Source organism: Actinomyces israelii DSM 43320, from assembly GCF_000711965.1.
GTDB classification, from domain to species: domain Bacteria; phylum Actinomycetota; class Actinomycetes; order Actinomycetales; family Actinomycetaceae; genus Actinomyces; species Actinomyces israelii.
In genome coordinates, this window is the sequence record NZ_JONS01000006.1 from 41702 (window position 1) to 59086 (window position 17385).

The window sequence follows — 17385 nt, forward strand, 5'->3', positions numbered from 1 at the left end:
GCCCCGCGCCGTCTACCCGTAGGTGTCCCGGGGCCCGCGGCCGCCCCGGGCGGCGCCGAAGCGGCCGCTGCGCCAGGTCGGTCCGCCCGGGCCCATGATCCGGATGTCGACCGCGCCGCCGCCGCGCCCCAGGGCCTCGGTCACCCGCCGCTCAATGGTGGGCAGGAGCAGGCGCAGCTGCTGCGCCCAGGCGCTGGAGGAGGCGCGCAGCGTCAGTCGTCCCGGCTCGAAGCTCTCGACGACGGCGTGCTCGGCGATCCGTGCCCCGACGATCTCCTGCCACCGCACCGACACCGAGGCCACGGCCAGGTGCCCGGCCCAGCCGTGTCTCTCGGCGTAGCGCCGCAGGTCGCTCTTGCCGGTGCGCGGGTCGAAGCGCGTCGGCCCGGGCCGGTCGCGCCCGGGCGGCAGGCCGGGGCCCCGGTCGCTCGGGTCGCCCTCGCCGGAGCCGCGCGCCGCGCGCCGGGCGTCCCAGGCGGCGACGCCGTCCTCACCCGACGCCTGGCGCGACAGGGCCTTGCGGATCTCGCCCGCGTTCCACGCATGGCCCCGCTCCCGGGCCAGCGCCCGCATGGCCAGGGCGTCGCCCGCCTCAGCCACGGCTGACTCCCGAGGCGGAGACCCGGTAGCGCGTGCCGGCCAGCGCGGCGGGCACGTCGTCGTCCACGGCCGCGGTCAGCAGCGCCTGCTGCGCCCCGGCGACGACGTCGGCCAGCGCCGCGCGCCGCCCGGCGTCCAGGGAGGCGAAGACGTCGTCGAGAATGAGTACCGGCTCCCCGTCGCCGCCGTAGGCATCGACGTCGTGGCGCAGCATCTCGTAGGAGGCCAGCCGCAGCGCCAGCGCCAGGGACCACTGCTCGCCGTGGGAGGCGAAGCCCTTGGCGGGCAGGTCGCCCAGGTGGAGGATCAGGTCGTCGCGGTGCGCGCCGACCAGGTTGGCCCCCCGGTCGATCTCGCGGCCGCGCATCCCGGCCATGGCCGTCTCCAGGCGCGCGGCGGTGGTGGCGACGTCGGCCAGCTCGGCCTCAGCAGCCGTGGCCGCCTCGTCGCGCGGACCGGGCTCCGGGCGGCCCTCGTGGAGCAGCAGGCTGGAGCGGTAGGACAGGCGCGCGGCCGACTGGCCCTGGCTGACCCGCTCGTAGGAGGCGGCCGCCCACGGGCGCAGCCGGGCGACGACGTCGGTGCGCGCGGCCATGAGCCGGGCGGCGGCGGCGGCCAGCTGGGCGTCCCACACCTCCAGGCTGGAGATCATGGAGGCCGGCACGCCCCCGGACCGGCGGGCGGCGCGGGCCGCCTTCAGCAGGCTGGCGCGCTGGGAGAGGATCTTGTCGTGCTCGGCGCGCACCCCGGCCAGCGCGGGGCGCAGGGTCACGGCCAGGTCGTCCAGGAAACGACGGCGCACCCCCGGCTCCTCGCGCACCAGGGCGAGGTCCTCTGGGGCGAAGACGACGGCGCGCAGGATGCCCAGCAGGTCGCGGGGCCGCGCGGCGCCGCGGTTGAGCCGGGCGCGGTTGGCCCTGCCGGCGATGATCTCTATCTCCAGGACGCTGGGTCGCCCGCCGTGGACGACCTTGGCCCGCACGACCGCTCCGCCGGGCTGCGGCTCGCCCGGCGGGGCACGGCGCACCAGGGCGGTGTCCGCGCCGGCCCGGTGGCTGGAGAGGGTCGACAGGTAGGCGACCGCCTCGACGAGGTTGGTCTTGCCCTGCCCGTTGGGCCCGATGAAGGCCGTGGGGCCGGGCTCCAGGGCGAGGACGAGCTCGTCGTAGGAGCGGAAGTCACTGAGTGCAAGGTCTGAGACGTACACAGGCGTCCACGGTCGCGCCCGTCCCGCTCAGGCGCCGAACCGGATCGGCATGAGCAGGTAGCGGAAGGACGCGTCCTCCTCGCCGTCAATGGCGCTCATGCCGGTCAGGACCGCGGGCTTGGACGGGTGGGTGAAGTCGATCTTGACGTAGGGCTGCGTGATCGCGCCGAGGCCGTCAACCAGGTAGCTGGGGTTGAAGGCGGTGGTGATGTCCTCGCCCTCCAGGTGGGCCATGAGCTGCTCGGAGGCCTGGGCGTCGTCGCCCTGACCGGCGTCCAGCGCCAGGTTGCCGTCGGTGAAGGCCATGTGGATGGGTGTGGAGCGGTCGGCGACCAGGCTGACCCGGCGCACTGCGCCTATGAGCTCCTCGCGCCCCACGGTGGCGTGGATGGTTGTGGACTCCGGGAACAGCCGCAGCACCGGCGGGTAGTCGCCGTCGGTGAGCAGGCTGGTGGTGCGGCGCCCGCCGGCCTCGAAGCCGATGAGGCTGGAGGTCGCCGAGTCGGGGTCGGTCAGCGCCACCGTCACCTTGCCGGTGGAGGTCAGCGACTTGGCGACGTCGGACAGGGTGCGGGCCTTGAGCAGCGCGTGCGTCGTCAGGCCGGCGTCCTGCGGGGACCAGGTCATCTCGCGCACCGCCAGGCGGTAGCGGTCGGTGGCCATGAGGGTCAGGGACTCGCCGTCGACGTCCATCTGCACACTGGTGAGCAGGGGGAGGGTCTCGTCGCGCGAGGCGGCGATGGAGACCTGGGCGACCGCCTGGGCCAGGTCATGGGCCTCGACCGTGCCGGCCACCCCGGGCATGACCGGCAGGGCGGGGTAGTCGTCGGCGGCCATGGCGGCCAGGGAGAAGTGCGCGGCGCCGCAGGAGACGGTCACCTTGGTTCCCTCGACCTCCATGTCCACGGGCTTGGAGGGCAGGGCCTTAGCGATGTCGGCCAGCAGACGGCCCGAGACCAGGACGACACCCTCCTCCTCGACGTCGGCGGCGACCTCGCACCGCGCCGAGACCTCGTAGTCGAAGGAGGCCAGGATGAGGGAGGCGGGCGTGGCCTCCAGGCGCACACCGGCCAGGACAGGAACGGGCGGGCGAACGGGCACCGAGCGGGCGGTCCAGGTGACGGCCTCCGCCAGGACGTCGCGGTCGACCCTCAGCTTCATAGGGCGCCTCCTTGTGTGAGCATGCGGTTCGGTCTCCCGGTCAGGGGCAGAACTATCCAGGTGGAGTCTAGACGTATGAGGGCCGGGCGCGTCCACATGCCGGATACCGGTGTGCTCGGGGTCGGTCGGTCCTCTCGTACGGGCTGTGGAGATGGATCGTGTAGATGAGGTTCAGTAGGGGTATTAGGAGGTGTGGATTCTGGGGATAAGTCCGATCCGGCCCGGAACGGCGCGGGTGCGGGGTGTGGAACCACAAGAGAGTGGTTCGGTGGAGCCGGCCGGTCGGCGGTGGTTTTCCCCCGGCACCTGTCTGCGAGCCCACATCCCGGGCGGCCGCCGTCCACATCAGGAGGCCGGTTGTCCACCGGAGCGCGCAGGTTCGTCCCCAGGCCGGTGGAGCGGGGTGTGGGACACGGACGCCCCGCTCCACCGGGGTGCGGGGAGGGACGGCGGCGCGGGCCTGGACTGAGCAGAGGCCCTCGACGACGGCGCTCGGCGTGGCCCGGCCGCCTGGGCGGCCGGCCCCCTCCGTCCCGCCTGGGCGCCGGCGCGCGGGGTCTCTCCCGGCGCCCGGCGGGGCCCTGTGGCTCCGGGCCGGCCGGGCCACGCGGGTCGCCCCCGGCCCTCAGCGGGGGGCCTGGGCGGCCTGCTTGATGCGGGCGGTGATCTCCTGGACCTGGTTGTAGGTGTCGCGCCGCTCGGCCATCTGCGTGCTGATCTTGCGGCTCGCGCTCATGACGGTCGTGTGGTCCTTGCCGCCGAACTCCTTGCCGATCTTGGTCGTGGACATCTCGATGAGCTCGCGGCACAGGTACATGGCGATGTGGCGGGCGTGCACCATGGTCTGGGCGCGGTCCTTGGAGCGCAGGTCCTCGATGGTCAGGCCGAAGTAGTCGGCCGTCTGCGTCATGACCAAGGCGGCGGTGATCTCGCCGCCGCCGGAGCTGGCGATAATGTCCTTGAGCACCATCTCCGCCAGGGTCTGGTCGATGGGCTGGTCGGTCAGGGAGGCGAAGGCGGTGACGCGGATGAGCGCCCCCTCGAGCTCGCGGATGTTGGTGGTGACCCGGCTGGCGATGTACTCCAGGACGGGCAGGGGCAGGTCCACGCCCTCGGCGCCGGCCTTGTTGCGCAGGATCGCGGTGCGGGTCTCCAGGGTCGGGGGCTGGACGTCGACGGTCAGCCCGGACTCGAAGCGCGACAGCAGGCGCTTCTCGAAGCCCTTGAGGTCCTTGGGGGGCAGGTCGGAGGTGAGCACGACCTGCTTGTTGGCCATGTAGAGGGTGTTGAAGGTGTGGAAGAACTCCTCCAGGGTCTGCTCCTTGCCGCCCAGGAACTGGACGTCGTCGACCAAGAGGATATCGACGTCTCGGTAGCGGCGCTTGAAGTCGTTCATCGTGCCCTCGGCCACAGAGGAGATGAAGTCGGAGACGAACTCCTCGGAGGAGACGTACTTAATGACCATGTCCTGGTACAGGGAGCGGGCGTGATTGCCGATGGCGTGCAGCAGGTGAGTTTTACCCAGGCCCGAGCCGCCGTATATGAATAACGGGTTATAGGCGCCGGCGGAGCGGTCGGGGTCTGGGTTTCCGGGCTGCTCGGCCACCTTGAGCGCGGCCGCGAAGGCGAAACGGTTGGAGTCGCCCATGACGTAGTTGTCGAAGGTGTAGCGGGGATTGAGGTGGGAGCTCTTGTCGAAGGCCTGAGGGGTCTCGGGCCGGGCGAAGGCGGCGGCGGGGTTGGTGACGTAGGACGGTGCTCCTGAGCGCGTCGAGCGCGAGGACTGCAGGGCGTGCCGGCCGGCGGTCCCGGCGGCTCCGGGAGCCATGGGGGGCTCGACGGCGGGCGGACGGGCGCGCACGACGGGCTCGGGCGCGTCGGACTCGGCCAGGGTCGAGGACAGGTCCAGGCGGGGCTGGACGGGCCGTGCCTGCGGGCGCGTGACGGTCATGGTCGGTGCGGGCGCCCCGGCGTCCAGCGAGGTGTCGACGGTCACCTCGAAGGGAACCTTCCGGCCCCAGACCTGTGTGAGTGCCCGGCTGATGGTGGCGCGCGCCTCCTCGACCTTGCTCTTGGTGAAGGGCGAGCCGGCGACGAGCACGAGGGTGCCGTCGACGTCGATGACGCGCGTCATCCGGATAATGGAGAGCTTGCCGGTGCTCAGCTCGGTGGAGTCCGACAGGATCTCCAGGACCGACTGCCACTTGAGTGTCGTTTCGTCTGGCACGGCGTGCTCCTGACGGGTGGGGGCGATGGAGGTTCACATCATGGGGTTTTTCCACAGGGTTGTCCACACTTGTGTCTATCCACAGGATCATCCCCACCTGGGGACAGCGCGGGCGGGACGGCGCCGCGTGTCCTGTCTCCGGGGGCCGTGCGAGCGCCGGCGGCGGATGAGCGGCAGACGGACGGCGACGGCGTGTCGGGACTCTCACCGCCGATGCCGCAGGATCGTTTGACCCTGCGGAAAAGACGGCCGTATTGTGGTGCGGACGTTCGCACGGAGTCACGTCCCGGTCCATGGGGCAGCCGGTGCGGGCGACCGTGTCGCGATCCCGTGATGCACGGTTCCGATCATCCGACCAGGAGTACACCCGTGAGCAAGCGGACCTTCCAGCCGAACAACCGCCACCGTGCTAGGGTGCACGGCTTCCGCAAGCGCATGAGCACCCGCGCCGGCCGAGCGGTTCTCGCCGCGCGCCGCCGCAAGGGCCGTGCACGTCTCGCCGCCTAGCCGGTTAAGAAGGTGCTTCCGGCGGCGCACCGAATGCTGCGGAGTGAAGACTTCTTCACCGCGGTACGGTTCGGCGTGCGCACCGGCAGCCGCAGGCTGGTGATCCACTACCGCGCCGGCGAGACCGGGGAGACCACTCCGGCGCTCGTCGGCGTCGTCGTCCCCAAGAAGCAGATCTCGCGGGCCACCCACCGCAACCGGATCAAGCGCCGTGTCCGCGCGCTCATGAGCGCGCGCGTGGACGCCATCGAGCCGGGGGCGCGAGTCGTCGTGCGGGGCCTGGCCGGGGCCGAGGGCGCCACGAGCGACGAGCTGGGGGCCGACCTCGATCGTCTGCTCACCCGCAGCCGTGAGGCGGCCCGCCGGGGCCGGTGCAACGACCGGCCGGGGCGGGGCCGAAGATGAGTCCGTGGGCGAGCAGGTCTGGGACTCGTGATCGGGTTCATGATCGCGCCGCACGCGTGGTCACCGCTCCCGTGCGCTTCTACCAGGCGTGCATCTCCCCGGCCCTGCCGCGCCGGTGCCGGTACTACCCGACCTGCTCCGCGTACGCCGTCGAGGCGGTCCGCGTCCACGGGGCGCTCAAGGGCGTCCTGCTGGCGGCCTGGCGGCTGGCGCGGTGCAACCCCCTGACCCCCGGCGGCGTCGACCATGTGCCCGACCCGGGCCGGTGGCGCTACCACTATCCCCATGACGTTCCCCGATTCGAGATCGACCAATCCGCCGGATGACCCGCATCGGGAGCAGGCCGGACATCCCGGTCGGCGGGGCCGCACTGCCGGCGCCCGCCACGCCTTACAGCTAGGAGTGCAATGGACACGATCCTGTGGCCCCTCAAGGTCGCCGTCGCCTGGGTCATGGTCTACATCCACAAGTTCCTCTTGCTCATCGGTCTGCACGATGGGCCGGGCGTGGCCTGGGTGCTGTCGATTATCGGCCTGACGATCTTCGTGCGCATTCTCATTATGCCGCTGTTCGTCAAGCAGATCCGGGCCAGCCGCGGCATGCAGCTCATGCAGCCCGAGCTCCAGGCGCTGCAGGCGAAGTACAAGGGGAAGAAGGATCCCGCCTCCAGGCAGCGCCAGCAGGAGGAGATGATGGCGCTGTACCGCAAGCACGGGACGAACCCGTTCTCCTCGTGCATGCCGATCCTCATTCAGATGCCGATCTTCTTCGCCCTCTTCCGGGTGCTGGCGAATCTTCAGGCGATTGCCGAGGGGACCTACGAGGGGCAGGACTCGATCGGCCCGCTCACGGCCGAGCTGGCGAATGACGTCCAGCATTCCACCGTGTTCGGGGCGAGCCTGTCCTCGTCCTTTATGAACTCCTCGGACCTGACCGTCAAGGTCGTCACGGTCATTATGATCATTGCCATGAGCGCCACCCAGTGGTACACGATGGCGCAGCTGAGCATGAAGAACATGCCCGAGTCCTCCAAGAGCTCGGACAATCCCATGATGCGCTCTCAGCGCATGATGATGACGGTCATGCCGCTCTTCTTCGCATTCACCGGCGTGCAGTTCCAGATCGGCGTGCTGATCTACTGGGTGACCTCGAACCTGTGGACCATGGGGCAGCAGTTCTACACGATCAATCGCATGCCGGCTCCCGGCTCGGAGGCGGAGAAGAAGTTCCGCGCCCGTGAGAACGCCAAGCGGGCGCGCAAGGGCCTGCCGTCTCTTGAGGAGGAGGAGCGGGCCAAGGCCGAGGCCGATGGGACCGCCAGGGCCGGCGGCCAGCGGTCGCAGCCGGTGCGCAAGGACCGTCAGAAGAAGGGAGCCGGACGGGCGTCGTCGGGTGCCGCGGAGGGGCGCGAGGGCGCCGATGAGGCCGACGACGCTGCTGACACTGCCGGCACCGCCGCCGGGGGCTCGTCGTCACGCAGGCCGGGGGGCCTGACGGATGAGGAGATCGCGCGGCGCCGCTACGAGAGGCGCGCGCGTGAGCGAAAGCGCGCCGCGCAGCGTCGCAAGGCTCAGAAGAAGAAGCGCCGGAGCTGACCCGCAGCTCCGAGATTTGATTTGAGGAGAACGGACCCGCCATGAGCGACAACACCGCCCCGTCCAGTAGTACCGTCAAGCGCCTTGAGGAGGAGGGCGAGGTCGGCGCCGACTACCTCGAGGAGCTTCTCGATATCGCCGACCTCGGTGGGGATATTGATATTGACATCGATCATGGGCGCGCCTCCATCGCAGTGGTCGCCTCGGAGGAGGGGGACGCTCGCGAGCTCGCCGACCTGGTGGGGCGCGACGGCGAGGTGCTCGAGGCCCTGCAAGAGCTGACCCGCCTGGCGGTGCAGGCCCGCACCGGCAACCGGTCGCGCCTCATGCTCGACATCAATGGCTATCGCGTCGCGCGTCGCACCGAGCTGGCGAAGATCGCGCAGGAGGCCGTCAAGCGGGTCCTGGCCACCGGTGAGACCGTGTCGCTGGAGGCCATGAACCCCTTCGAGCGCAAGGTCTGCCACGACGTCGTCGCCGCCGAGGGCCTGTTCTCCGAGTCCGAGGGGGTCGAGCCGCACCGCCATGTCGTCGTCATGCCCGCCGATGAGGATGACGACGAGCCCGATGCGGACCAGGCCGTCGATGATCGGGCCGAGGCGTCCGAAGGGGACTGATATGGGTCAGGACGTGAACGGTGGGGCGGCGGGTGCGGGCTCGATCGGAGACCCGGGCGGGAACGCGGTCGAGGTGGAGCAGCCTACGGATGAGATGCATGAGCTCTTCGGGCTCGCCTTTGCCGGCGCGGAGCGCTTCGCCGAGATGCTTGGCGCCGAGGGCGAGCTGCGTGGACTGGTGGGGCCGCGAGAGCTGCCTCGGCTGTGGACTCGCCACATTGTCAACTCCGCCGCGCTGACGCCCTTCCTGCCCAGGCGCGGGACGGTGGTCGACGTCGGCTCCGGCGCGGGATTCCCCGGGGTTGTCGTGGCGCTTCTGCGCCCCGATCTAGAGGTAACGCTTATAGAAACAATGGAGCGGCGGGTCGAATGGCTCACGTACGTGGTGAGCGAGCTCGATCTGGACAATGTCACCGTGCACCGGGCCCGTGCCGAGGAGGTCCGGGACCGGTTCGACGCCGTGACCGCCCGCGCCGTCGCGAATCTGACCAAGCTGGTGCGCCTGACGGCGCCTCTGCTGCGTCAGGGAGGCAGACTGCTGGCGCTCAAGGGGGCCAAGGCGGAGGAGGAGGTCGAGGCTGCGAAGTACGTCATTAAGAAGGCCAGGTTGAAGCCGGCGGTCATTCACGAGGTCGTGACACCGGGCGAGGAGGTCACGCGTGTCGTCGAGGTGCGTCGTCCCAGGCGGTGAGGGGCATCCCGGCTGGCGCGGTATACGTGCAGGATGGCGGCCGAACCGGGGACTCGGCGGCGGCGCGGGGTCACAATCCGAGGAAACGCCATTAATGCGTGACGTGCGCGGCGGGGCTCGTCGTCGGCGTCGTCCGGCTCACGTAGACTGAAGTGCCCGGGCCGTGAACGCGGTCGGGGATGTCGTCCGAGGAGAACAGTTTTGTCGGGATCGTCTATCTTCGAGCAGCTGCGTGCCGACCACTCGGCGCTGGAGGAGTTCGCTGGAGTGCGCTTCCCGCATCCGGATCAGACTCGTATTATTGCCATCGCCAATCAGAAGGGCGGGGTCGGCAAGACCTCGACGACGGTCAATGTCGCGGCGGCATTGGCGGAGGCCGGGCTTCACGTGATGGTCATCGACGCCGATTCCCAGGGCAATGCCTCGACGGCGCTCGGTGTGGCCCACGATGATGATCAGGTGTCCATTTACGACGTCCTCGTCGATGGGACCCGGATCGACGAGGTCGTGGTGGCGACGCAGTTCTCGCAGACCCTGCTGTGCGTCCCCGCGACGATCGACGTGGCGGCGATCGAGATCGAGCTCATCAGCACCCCGGAACGCGAGTCGCGCCTGCACCACGCCTTGCAGGAGTACCTCGCCAGCAGGGAGGCCGCCGGTCTGCCCCGACTGGACTACGTGCTCATCGACTGCCCGCCGAGCCTGGGACTGATGACGATCAACGCCTTTGTCGCAGCGGGGGAGGTCCTCATTCCCATGCAGGCCGAGTACTATGCCCTGGAGGGTCTGGCGCTGCTCACTCGCTCGGTGGACCGCATTGCGCGGATTCACAACCCGGCGCTCGCCGTGTCCATGATCGCGCTGACCATGTTCGACAAGCGCACGACCCTGGCTCGGGACGTCGAGGAGGAGGTCCGGACCTATTTCCCCAGTGCGGCGCTCCACACGCGCATTCCGCGGTCGGTCCGTGTGGCCGAGGCGCCGTCCTTCGGCGCGCCCGTGGTCTTCTGGGATCCGCGCTGCTCAGGCGCTGTGGCCTACAAGCAGCTCGCCCAGGAGATCGCTCAGCGCGGGGTGGCCGGCTGGGAGAAGACCTCGGCAACGGTCGGCGGCAATGACGCAAATGACGCAGACGACACCGATATCGCAGATACCGCAGACATTGCGGGTATCGCAGACGACGTACAGGAGGCGTGACGATGGCGCAGAAGAGGCGCGGGCTTGGACGGGGACTTCAGGCCCTTATCCCTGAGACGCAGACGGAGACGCCGTCGGCGCGTCCCACGGACGTCTTCTTTCCCGAGTCGCGGGACGAGCCCTCCGCGGAGAGCGCCACGACGCCCACAGGCGGTGAGACCAACGAGGAGTCCAGGGGCGGAGATGCTCGGCGCACGTCGGACGATATCGCGGCGACGCTCCTGGCGCCTCCAAGGAGAACGAGAAGATCGACGTCGAGGGGGACGGGGCGGCGGGCCACGGCCGGGAGCTCGCAGTCCGACGGCGCGGAGAAGAGGACCGCGTCGAGGACGAAGCGCAACCGTGCGACCGGGGGAGTTTCACGTGAAACATCGGCGAGCGAGCCCGCCGAGGAGCCCGCGGCCCACCCGGGTGGGTCTCGAACGGCTGCCGCCTCCGCCGTCGTGGAGAAGAAGGAGCCGGAGGCCGCGAAGACAGCCGACGGGGCCGCCGAGGCCGACGGCGGAGAGCAGCAGACGCTCGTTCCGGTCCCGGGGGCGACCTTCGCGGACTTGCCCGTGGACGCGATCACCGCCAACCCGCACCAGCCCCGGCAGGTCTTCGACGAGGACGACATCTCCGAGCTCGCCGCCTCGATCAAGGAGGTCGGCCTGCTCCAGCCCATCGTCGTGCGCCGGCGCGAGGGCAGTGACGGCGACGACGGCGATGCCGGCTACGAGCTGATCATGGGCGAGCGGCGCCTTCGGGCGGCCAAGGAGGCCGGGCTCGAGACGATCCCCGCCGTCGTCCGTTACGCGGCAGATGATGAGCTGCTGCGGGACGCACTTCTGGAGAACCTGCACCGCGTTCAGCTCAACCCGTTGGAGGAGGCGGCCGCCTATCAGCAGCTTCTCGAGGACTTCAACTGCACGCATGCGGAGCTCTCGCAGAGGATCGCGCGCTCACGCTCGCAGATCTCGAATACGCTGCGTCTCATGAAGCTGCCGCCTCTTGTGCAGCGACGACTCGCCGCCGGAGTGCTGTCCGCCGGGCACGCCCGGTCCCTGCTGGGGCTTCCCGACGCTGCGGCCATGGAGCGTCTGGCTCAGCGCATTGTGGCCGAGGGGCTCTCGGTGCGGGCGACGGAGGAGCTCGTGGCGCTGCACGACGAGCCCGATGCGCGGCGTACCAGGCCACTTCGGACGCGGTCGGCGACTCTTCCGGCCCTGTCGACGCGGCTCTCGGATGCTTTCGACACCCGTGTCAAGGTGACCCGTGGGGCCAAGAAGGGGCGAATCACAATCGAGTTCGCCGGTGACGACGATTTGGCGCGCATTGTCACCGCACTCGCTCCGGGGACCTCTCTGGACGAGGACTGAGCGCGGCCGGTCGGGCCGCGGTGCCGCGAGGGCTCCACGTGAGTGGGCTTTTCGCGAGTGTACTCCTCATGCTTGCGCTGGGGCTGCACGACGTGGTGATGCGAGTCGTGTCGATCGGGTACGTGGGCCGGGGATGCAGTGCGGTTGTGTGCGCTGAGCACATAAGTTGGCATGGTGGAGCGCACTCGATGAGCGGTAGAGGAGTAGCCGTTACGCATGCTTATTTCTGTGCAGCGCACGTGGCATGCACCTGGCGTGCACGTGGCGTGCATGTGGCGTGTGACGCGGCGTGGCGCTGTGAGGGCGGGAAGCGGCTTTCCGGTGGGACATTCGACGGGCGGATGCCCGTGCGCATATGCTCGGTTCATTTCGGGCGGTCTGCGCCTTCTCGCCGGCGCTGGGTTCTGTCCGCCCGAATCCGCGCCGCATCAGTCCGGCTGGGACTGGCTGTGCGGCCTGTGCCCGCTTTCGCAGCGGGGAGACTCGTGTGCGGGACTGCGTCAGATCTTGGGGGCAGCTTTGCCTGCCGCTCGGGCACGACGCTGCTCTCCTGGCCCCGGCCGGTTGCAGCTCCACGTGGTGCGCCGTCGAGGCCAGGCCGTTGCGATGCTGTTGGTGAGCGTGCTCGGTCGCAGTGGCCGGCGGAAGCAGAGCGGTCTGCGGCCCTGGCTGGCGGCCGAGCCCCGGGTCGTGGCGACCCGCTCATGTCGGTGCTGCTCGGGGAATCGCCGTTGAGTTCATAGTCGACCCGCGTGAAACTGTTCCTGCTGGGGCCGATGCGGAGCATGGGCTCTGTGAAAGCGGTCCAGCAGTTCTAGAAGAGTCAGCCTGAGGCCTGCCGGGATGAGAAGGCGGTTCGGTCTACCCGGACTACCGGGGGTCCTCCGAAGCATGTCTCTGCGTTTTCCGTCTGTCGGAGGCGAGAGAGCAGAGATGCGTCACTGGGCTCGCATCCGGTCGCGGGCCTCGCCTGCAGAGGGCGTCGGAAGCAGTGTCCGATAGCTCTTACTGGCCTGGAGGGCTGCCCGTCCGTGTACACGATGACATCCGCACTGTCGGTCACAGGAGGGTGGTCCTGGTCCCACGTCGGCAATAGGGCGTTGACTGACGGCGGTGTGGCGCCTGTTCCCCGTGCATCGTGAGACGGCCGGGGAATCGGCTCGACCAGGGCTGGAAGCCGCTGCTCTCCTTGCGCATGGTAGGGCATCGGGTCATCGGTCTCGATTGAGCGGCGATGCAGCGGTTTCACGTGAAACATGGTCGTCGTCTTCGGTCTCCGAGACCGGTCTGGGGGGCGTGTCTTCCCCATGTGGTTCGAGACGGGGAGCAACGGCGGTAGGAGTAATCCGTTAGCGGGACGATCGGTGTCCACCAGTGTTCGATGCTGTGGACACGTAGAGTCTCGTGCGTCGCGCAGCGCGCGCCATTGCTTGAATGATCGGGAGCGAATTTGAATAGCACAGGCCTCCATGTCGAGTGCCAGACAATCGACTTCGAGGCCGGTTGCGCTGCCGGTTGGGAGCATATGACCCTTGCGCACCTCTGAGACGTCCGGCGATCTTAGAGCGGGAGTGGTCCGGACTCCAGGAGGCACTGGGCGGTCTTGGGTGGGGGCGACCTCACGACTCCGCGACTCGGCGGTGCGGGCGGACCGGACAGTCTGAGAGACTGAAGATGCGTTGTGTCTTGTCGTCAGTCAGTCGCGGAGGAGAGGAGCGACCGCAGGTCCTGCGGAATCTCGTGACACCCTTGCCGTTGGCTGCGTGATGGCAGATTGTCCGCGGGTATCGGTGTTTCACGTGAAACACGGACCATTGTTCGCATGGGGTCCGCAGATGCTCAGAGGCTCCGGCAACGGTTGGTGTCGCTGCGGGCGGCGACCTGCCTGTGAGCATGTCTCACCCTGCACCTGGAGGCCGGTGAGAGGGGTGGACCGCATGGGGTCCTAGGCGGGGTCGTCACCATGGTTCCGCATTCACAATATGCGACGGAAAGGCAGGATCATGGCCGTTCGGACGGTCCAGCTGTGCCGCAACTTAGCAACAAGGCGCCCCAGATCTCGCGACCCGAGTCATGTGACTCCAGGGCGTCCGAAGTCCAAATGCACAGGACCGAGGCGCGAGGAAGGAGTCATTTTCCTGGGAGAAGCAATGCAGAGGTTTCACGTGAAACAGGGCCCGGGCGCGAGTGCAGCTTCGAGTCACGTGAGCCTCAGCGCAACTGAGTCGACTTGAATGACTGCTGCGATATGGAAGTGACGACAGCCGCCGAGGCAGAAGCAGGGGCTGCTCAGACCATGTCTTGTCCGGAGCAACTGCTCGGCACATAAGGCTGCGGGCTACCCTGGAAGATGAGCGGCGGTCCGCCACCGGATACGGCGGGCGGTAGAGGAGTGCTGGGAACGCTTCGATGACCAGTGCGCGGAGAGCCGGCAGACAAGGGGCGCACTCACTTGCTGTATTGCGCAGGTCTGAGTCTGGCGACCAGCGGATCGAGATGTACACGATGGTCGTGGAACCAATCGAATACGGTTGACACCCGTAGGCACATGGCCTGCTGATCGCGATGGATTCCGATCACGCCCCGGCGACGAGGGGCGTGCTCTTCTCCAGAAGAAGCTGGTTGAGGACATGTGTTTCACGTGAAACAGATTCAGTCTCTGCCGCGGACGTGTGCGAGGTGGCGTGCTACGCGGACCGGGACGATTGACAGGACTGGACTACGATGGCCTCTCACTCTCATTCTGGACAGCTGCGTAGGAAGGGGAGGGATGCTGCCGCCAGCTTCCTGACACTGAGCGAGACGCACGAGAACATATGTCGACCGCCGTCCTGCTCGAGGACAGGCGCAGTACACGTGTTGCGGATTCCGCTGCGCCAAGAGCCGCCCTGACAGACCGCCGTCGGCGTCGAGGGCTGCCTGCTCGCACACGGGGAGCGACAAAAACCCCGCGGTGCGCTTCAAACGGGTCGTGGGAGCACGGCGTGGGCAGCATTGCCTCAGGTACAGGGGCCTCTGCTGCACCGACCTCCTGCGGAAAAGGGAACGCAGAGCATTCGGAAGAGTCGTCGATACTGCTTCCGCCGCGCGTCCTCTCACAGGAGTCGGAGGTGCCACTCATACGGCGGCCTGCCGCCAGCACCCACCCCCGCTACGGGCGACCGAGAGCGCTTGCAGGAGCGCTCAACAGCGCAGTGACGGACTCTCCTAGATCACCGACCTCAGGTGTCGAAGAAGAACAGCTGTCGCCACGGGACTCCATGGCGACTAGCCATGTACGCTTCACCGGTCCCAGGGCGGAGTGAGTTTCACGTGAAACATAGCGCGCTGTCCGGCCCAGAAAGGCGCGCCGAGGCGGACAGCGTTTCCGCGGAACGGGTCGATAGTGACAGCTCTGGTGGACATCCTGGTGCCGGTCGAAACCCTCTGCTGAGGGGCATGTCCTATCGAGTACCATGGGAGCGGTTCGATTCATCGGTCTTCTGGGCGTATGGCTCGACGTCTGCAGTTCCCGGCTCAGGACGCGGCCTCTACTCCGTTGTGCACTCCTCCTCAGGAGCCGGTGACCAGAGTGTGCGGGAACCTACGTCGGGTACGTTCGGTTTCACGTGAAACCGAACGGGCGCAGCGGCACTGCGACGAGGACATGAAGGCCTGGTGCATGCTGGATCAATGTCGTGGTGACGCCGTCTGTGGTGTCTCAGGAGACCTGAGGCACTCGGATGTCGTGACATCGGTGACAGTGGTGGCATGGGAAATGAGCTGTCGCCTGGTCGGCGTATGGAGACTGTCGGGTTCAGTCCTGCTGTCAGTGGTGAGAGCGTCTCGGGGTTCTGTCGGCGGGTGGGGAGATTTCGAGGGCGTCGTGCTACCGGGTCCGTCGTGTGGCTGACGAGCAGGGACGGGCGCGGGCCCTGGCAGCGGCCTCCAGGGCTCCCAGGACGCCGGTGCGCAGGTGGGGCGCAGACACCGACGCTGCTGTCACGCGGATCCGCAGGGACCTGGAGGCCCAGGGCAAGGAGCCCGGCGCCTGGAGCGTGTGGTGGGTCCTGCCCCGGGGCGGTAGCCGACAGGCACCCTCGCGGTCCACCATCGCCCGCAGTTGCATGGAGCGCATATCGTCGGCAGGCCGAAACAGGGCGGCATTCATACATACGCTGCCGCTACTGACTTCATCGTGCGACCCGGGAGGGAAATCCTTCGCTGGTCGCAACACGATCCCAATGAGCCTGTCAGGAGCCGTCCTTCGCCGCACGTTTCACGTGAAACAGGGTAGCCGCCCATCGACGACGGCACTGGCGGCCTTCACGTGGGAGTTCTCGAAGGCAGATGGTCTAATGGCCTGCGCGGGGAACAGCCCAGACCATTCAGTCATACAGAGGTGGATAGAGAATGCGGGTGACTGAACTTGGCCGTATGCCGTCGCATGACTCTCGACCATGAACAGGCGGGGCACCAGCGCACGACGGGAGGCCGGTGCTGATCTGGCGCCGGAGCATGGGCCCGGATGATCCCAGGCCATAGAGATCAGCGGAACTGGAGATGGTCCGTGCGAAAAGGGCCCAGGACGGAGGTCAGACAGGTCATGCCGAAGGGGTGCTGCTCGCAAGGACGCCGATGACAGGGACGAGTAGCTGTCCCTGTCATCGGGATACGGCTGCTGCCGACTGGATGTACCAGTCCTGAACATGGGATCGACATGACGACGGATGACGGGCGGTCCTGGAGGCGATGGTTGTACGTGGTGGCGCAGACTCGTGCAGCGAGGTGTGGAGCAGCACGGCCGCGCTCCCCTCCCCAGTGGGCATCACCTCGGCTTCGGGGACTAGGACGAAGAAGATCGGGTGGCTGCGGCGAGGGACGTCTCTTTCTCCGTGCCCGTGGCAATGCCAATAACCGGTACGACTGATCGGGTGGTCGCTGCTGCAGACCCCGCCACCTCAGGGGGCACCGTCTGCACAGTGCACCCTGTTCTTGGACGGCTCGGCATGCATCGAGCACCGAGGTGCTTTCACGCCTCGACAGATGGGGTGTATAGCCAATACCTCGAAGGTGCTCGCTGAGGCTGGGCTATCAGGTCCTCATTTCACGTGAAACGCCTCGACCGGTTCGTTTGCAACCAGTTAGCGAATCGTCTCAGCGCGATCCGCTGTGTGGGAACATGAGGCGCAGCGGGCTCCGGCTCCCCTCCGATGCCGCATTGGGCGGGGTGAAGGTTTGCTGTGTCGAACGATATGGCGGAGCCTGCGCAGGCACATAATGACCAGCTGAGTGAGGTGAGCGGCTCGTCGGGGCGGTACTGATCTGGTGGAGGGATGCTGGTGGCCGGGCCGTAGAGCTCCGGAGGATCCGCCCGAGCGCGCTCCAGACGGACAACGCCGAGGTGGTCCCCGGATGACCGCAGCGGTCCGCCGGACGTCGGCGAGCACGACGAGTGCCGGTGTTGGCCTTGAACAGGAGGTCATGCGCAGCGCGGGCATGACCGGCTGGCCATGACGCGGTTCGCCGTTGTCTCAGAGCGGTCGCCCGTGACGACAGATGTGTTCCTCTTGAACGCAGAGAGACTCATGTAAAATAATTCATTACCCAACGGTGGTGCTGCTCGGCGCCCTCACACAGTGAGATTTCGAGAGAGATGCAGCGCCTCAAGAGATCGGCGACAGCTCCAAGAAGGTGACATGAAGGCGTCAGAGCGCTCAGCGACCGTGCCGCCATGGCGTTCGGCGCACAGAAGTCCACAGCCGAACCCGCACTGCACAGGCAGCGCGACGGGAGCCCCGGACCTCTCCGCTTCTGCCGAGCCCATCGCTTGTTCGAGCG

At 68.0% G+C, this 17385-nt stretch carries 12 protein-coding genes; 8 read left to right on the forward strand and 4 right to left on the reverse strand.

From position 1 onward, the window contains the following. Positions 1 to 12: 12 nt before the first annotated feature. The 4 genes from O145_RS04215 to dnaA form a co-directional block, all read right to left on the reverse strand. The gene (locus O145_RS04215) at positions 13 to 600 is read right to left on the reverse strand and encodes a DciA family protein (RefSeq protein ID WP_043560153.1); all 588 of its coding nucleotides are present in this window, start codon (positions 598 to 600) and stop codon (positions 13 to 15) included. After that, entirely contained in the window at positions 593 to 1807 is a 1215-nt protein-coding gene (gene recF / locus O145_RS04220) for a DNA replication/repair protein RecF (protein ID WP_043560155.1), read from the reverse strand. Before recF ends, O145_RS04215 begins: the two co-directional genes overlap by 8 nt. A gap of 27 nt (positions 1808 to 1834) precedes the next feature. Further along, positions 1835 to 2968, reverse strand: coding sequence for a DNA polymerase III subunit beta (gene dnaN / locus O145_RS04225; RefSeq protein WP_043560158.1), 1134 nt, complete (start codon positions 2966 to 2968; stop codon positions 1835 to 1837). A gap of 625 nt (positions 2969 to 3593) precedes the next feature. Next, entirely contained in the window at positions 3594 to 5195 is a 1602-nt protein-coding gene (dnaA, locus tag O145_RS04230; RefSeq protein WP_043560161.1) for a chromosomal replication initiator protein DnaA, read from the reverse strand. A gap of 369 nt (positions 5196 to 5564) precedes the next feature. On the opposite strand from dnaA, the gene rpmH reads away from it, so the two are divergent. From rpmH to O145_RS04265, 8 genes are all read left to right on the forward strand, one after another. After that, complete coding sequence (gene rpmH, locus O145_RS17055) at positions 5565 to 5702, forward strand: 50S ribosomal protein L34 (protein ID WP_084682357.1); 138 nt, start codon at positions 5565 to 5567, stop codon at positions 5700 to 5702. Positions 5703 to 5714: 12 nt separating this feature from the next. Continuing rightward, complete coding sequence (gene rnpA / locus O145_RS04235; RefSeq protein WP_084682358.1) at positions 5715 to 6107, forward strand: ribonuclease P protein component; 393 nt, start codon at positions 5715 to 5717, stop codon at positions 6105 to 6107. Then, entirely contained in the window at positions 6104 to 6433 is a 330-nt protein-coding gene (yidD, locus tag O145_RS04240) for a membrane protein insertion efficiency factor YidD (protein WP_052374657.1), read from the forward strand. The genes rnpA and yidD overlap by 4 nt, the downstream gene beginning before the upstream one ends. Positions 6434 to 6514: 81 nt before the next feature. Then, complete coding sequence (yidC, locus tag O145_RS04245) at positions 6515 to 7702, forward strand: membrane protein insertase YidC (RefSeq protein ID WP_043560167.1); 1188 nt, start codon at positions 6515 to 6517, stop codon at positions 7700 to 7702. A 41-nt stretch (positions 7703 to 7743) separates the two neighbouring features. Further along, the gene (locus tag O145_RS04250) at positions 7744 to 8319 is read left to right on the forward strand and encodes a Jag family protein (protein WP_043560168.1); all 576 of its coding nucleotides are present in this window, start codon (positions 7744 to 7746) and stop codon (positions 8317 to 8319) included. 94 nt (positions 8320 to 8413) lie between these two features. Beyond that, positions 8414 to 9010, forward strand: coding sequence for a 16S rRNA (guanine(527)-N(7))-methyltransferase RsmG (gene rsmG / locus O145_RS04255; RefSeq protein WP_229118352.1), 597 nt, complete (start codon positions 8414 to 8416; stop codon positions 9008 to 9010). A gap of 201 nt (positions 9011 to 9211) precedes the next feature. Beyond that, positions 9212 to 10207, forward strand: coding sequence for a ParA family protein (locus tag O145_RS04260; protein ID WP_043560171.1), 996 nt, complete (start codon positions 9212 to 9214; stop codon positions 10205 to 10207). 2 nt (positions 10208 to 10209) lie between these two features. Next, a complete protein-coding gene (locus O145_RS04265) occupies positions 10210 to 11565 on the forward strand; it encodes a ParB/RepB/Spo0J family partition protein (protein WP_043560176.1) in 1356 nt (451 codons plus the stop codon). Positions 11566 to 17385: the final 5820 nt, after the last annotated feature.

Coding starts and splice junctions, on each gene's coding strand:
- dnaN (WP_043560158.1), bottom strand. CDS start 2,968: ATGAAGCTGAGGGTCGACCGCGACGTCCTGGCGGAGGCCGTCACCTGG.
- yidD (WP_052374657.1), top strand. CDS start 6,104: ATGAGTCCGTGGGCGAGCAGGTCTGGGACTCGTGATCGGGTTCATGAT.
- yidC (WP_043560167.1), top strand. CDS start 6,515: ATGGACACGATCCTGTGGCCCCTCAAGGTCGCCGTCGCCTGGGTCATG.
- O145_RS04250 (WP_043560168.1), top strand. CDS start 7,744: ATGAGCGACAACACCGCCCCGTCCAGTAGTACCGTCAAGCGCCTTGAG.
- rsmG (WP_229118352.1), top strand. CDS start 8,414: ATGCATGAGCTCTTCGGGCTCGCCTTTGCCGGCGCGGAGCGCTTCGCC.
- O145_RS04265 (WP_043560176.1), top strand. CDS start 10,210: ATGGCGCAGAAGAGGCGCGGGCTTGGACGGGGACTTCAGGCCCTTATC.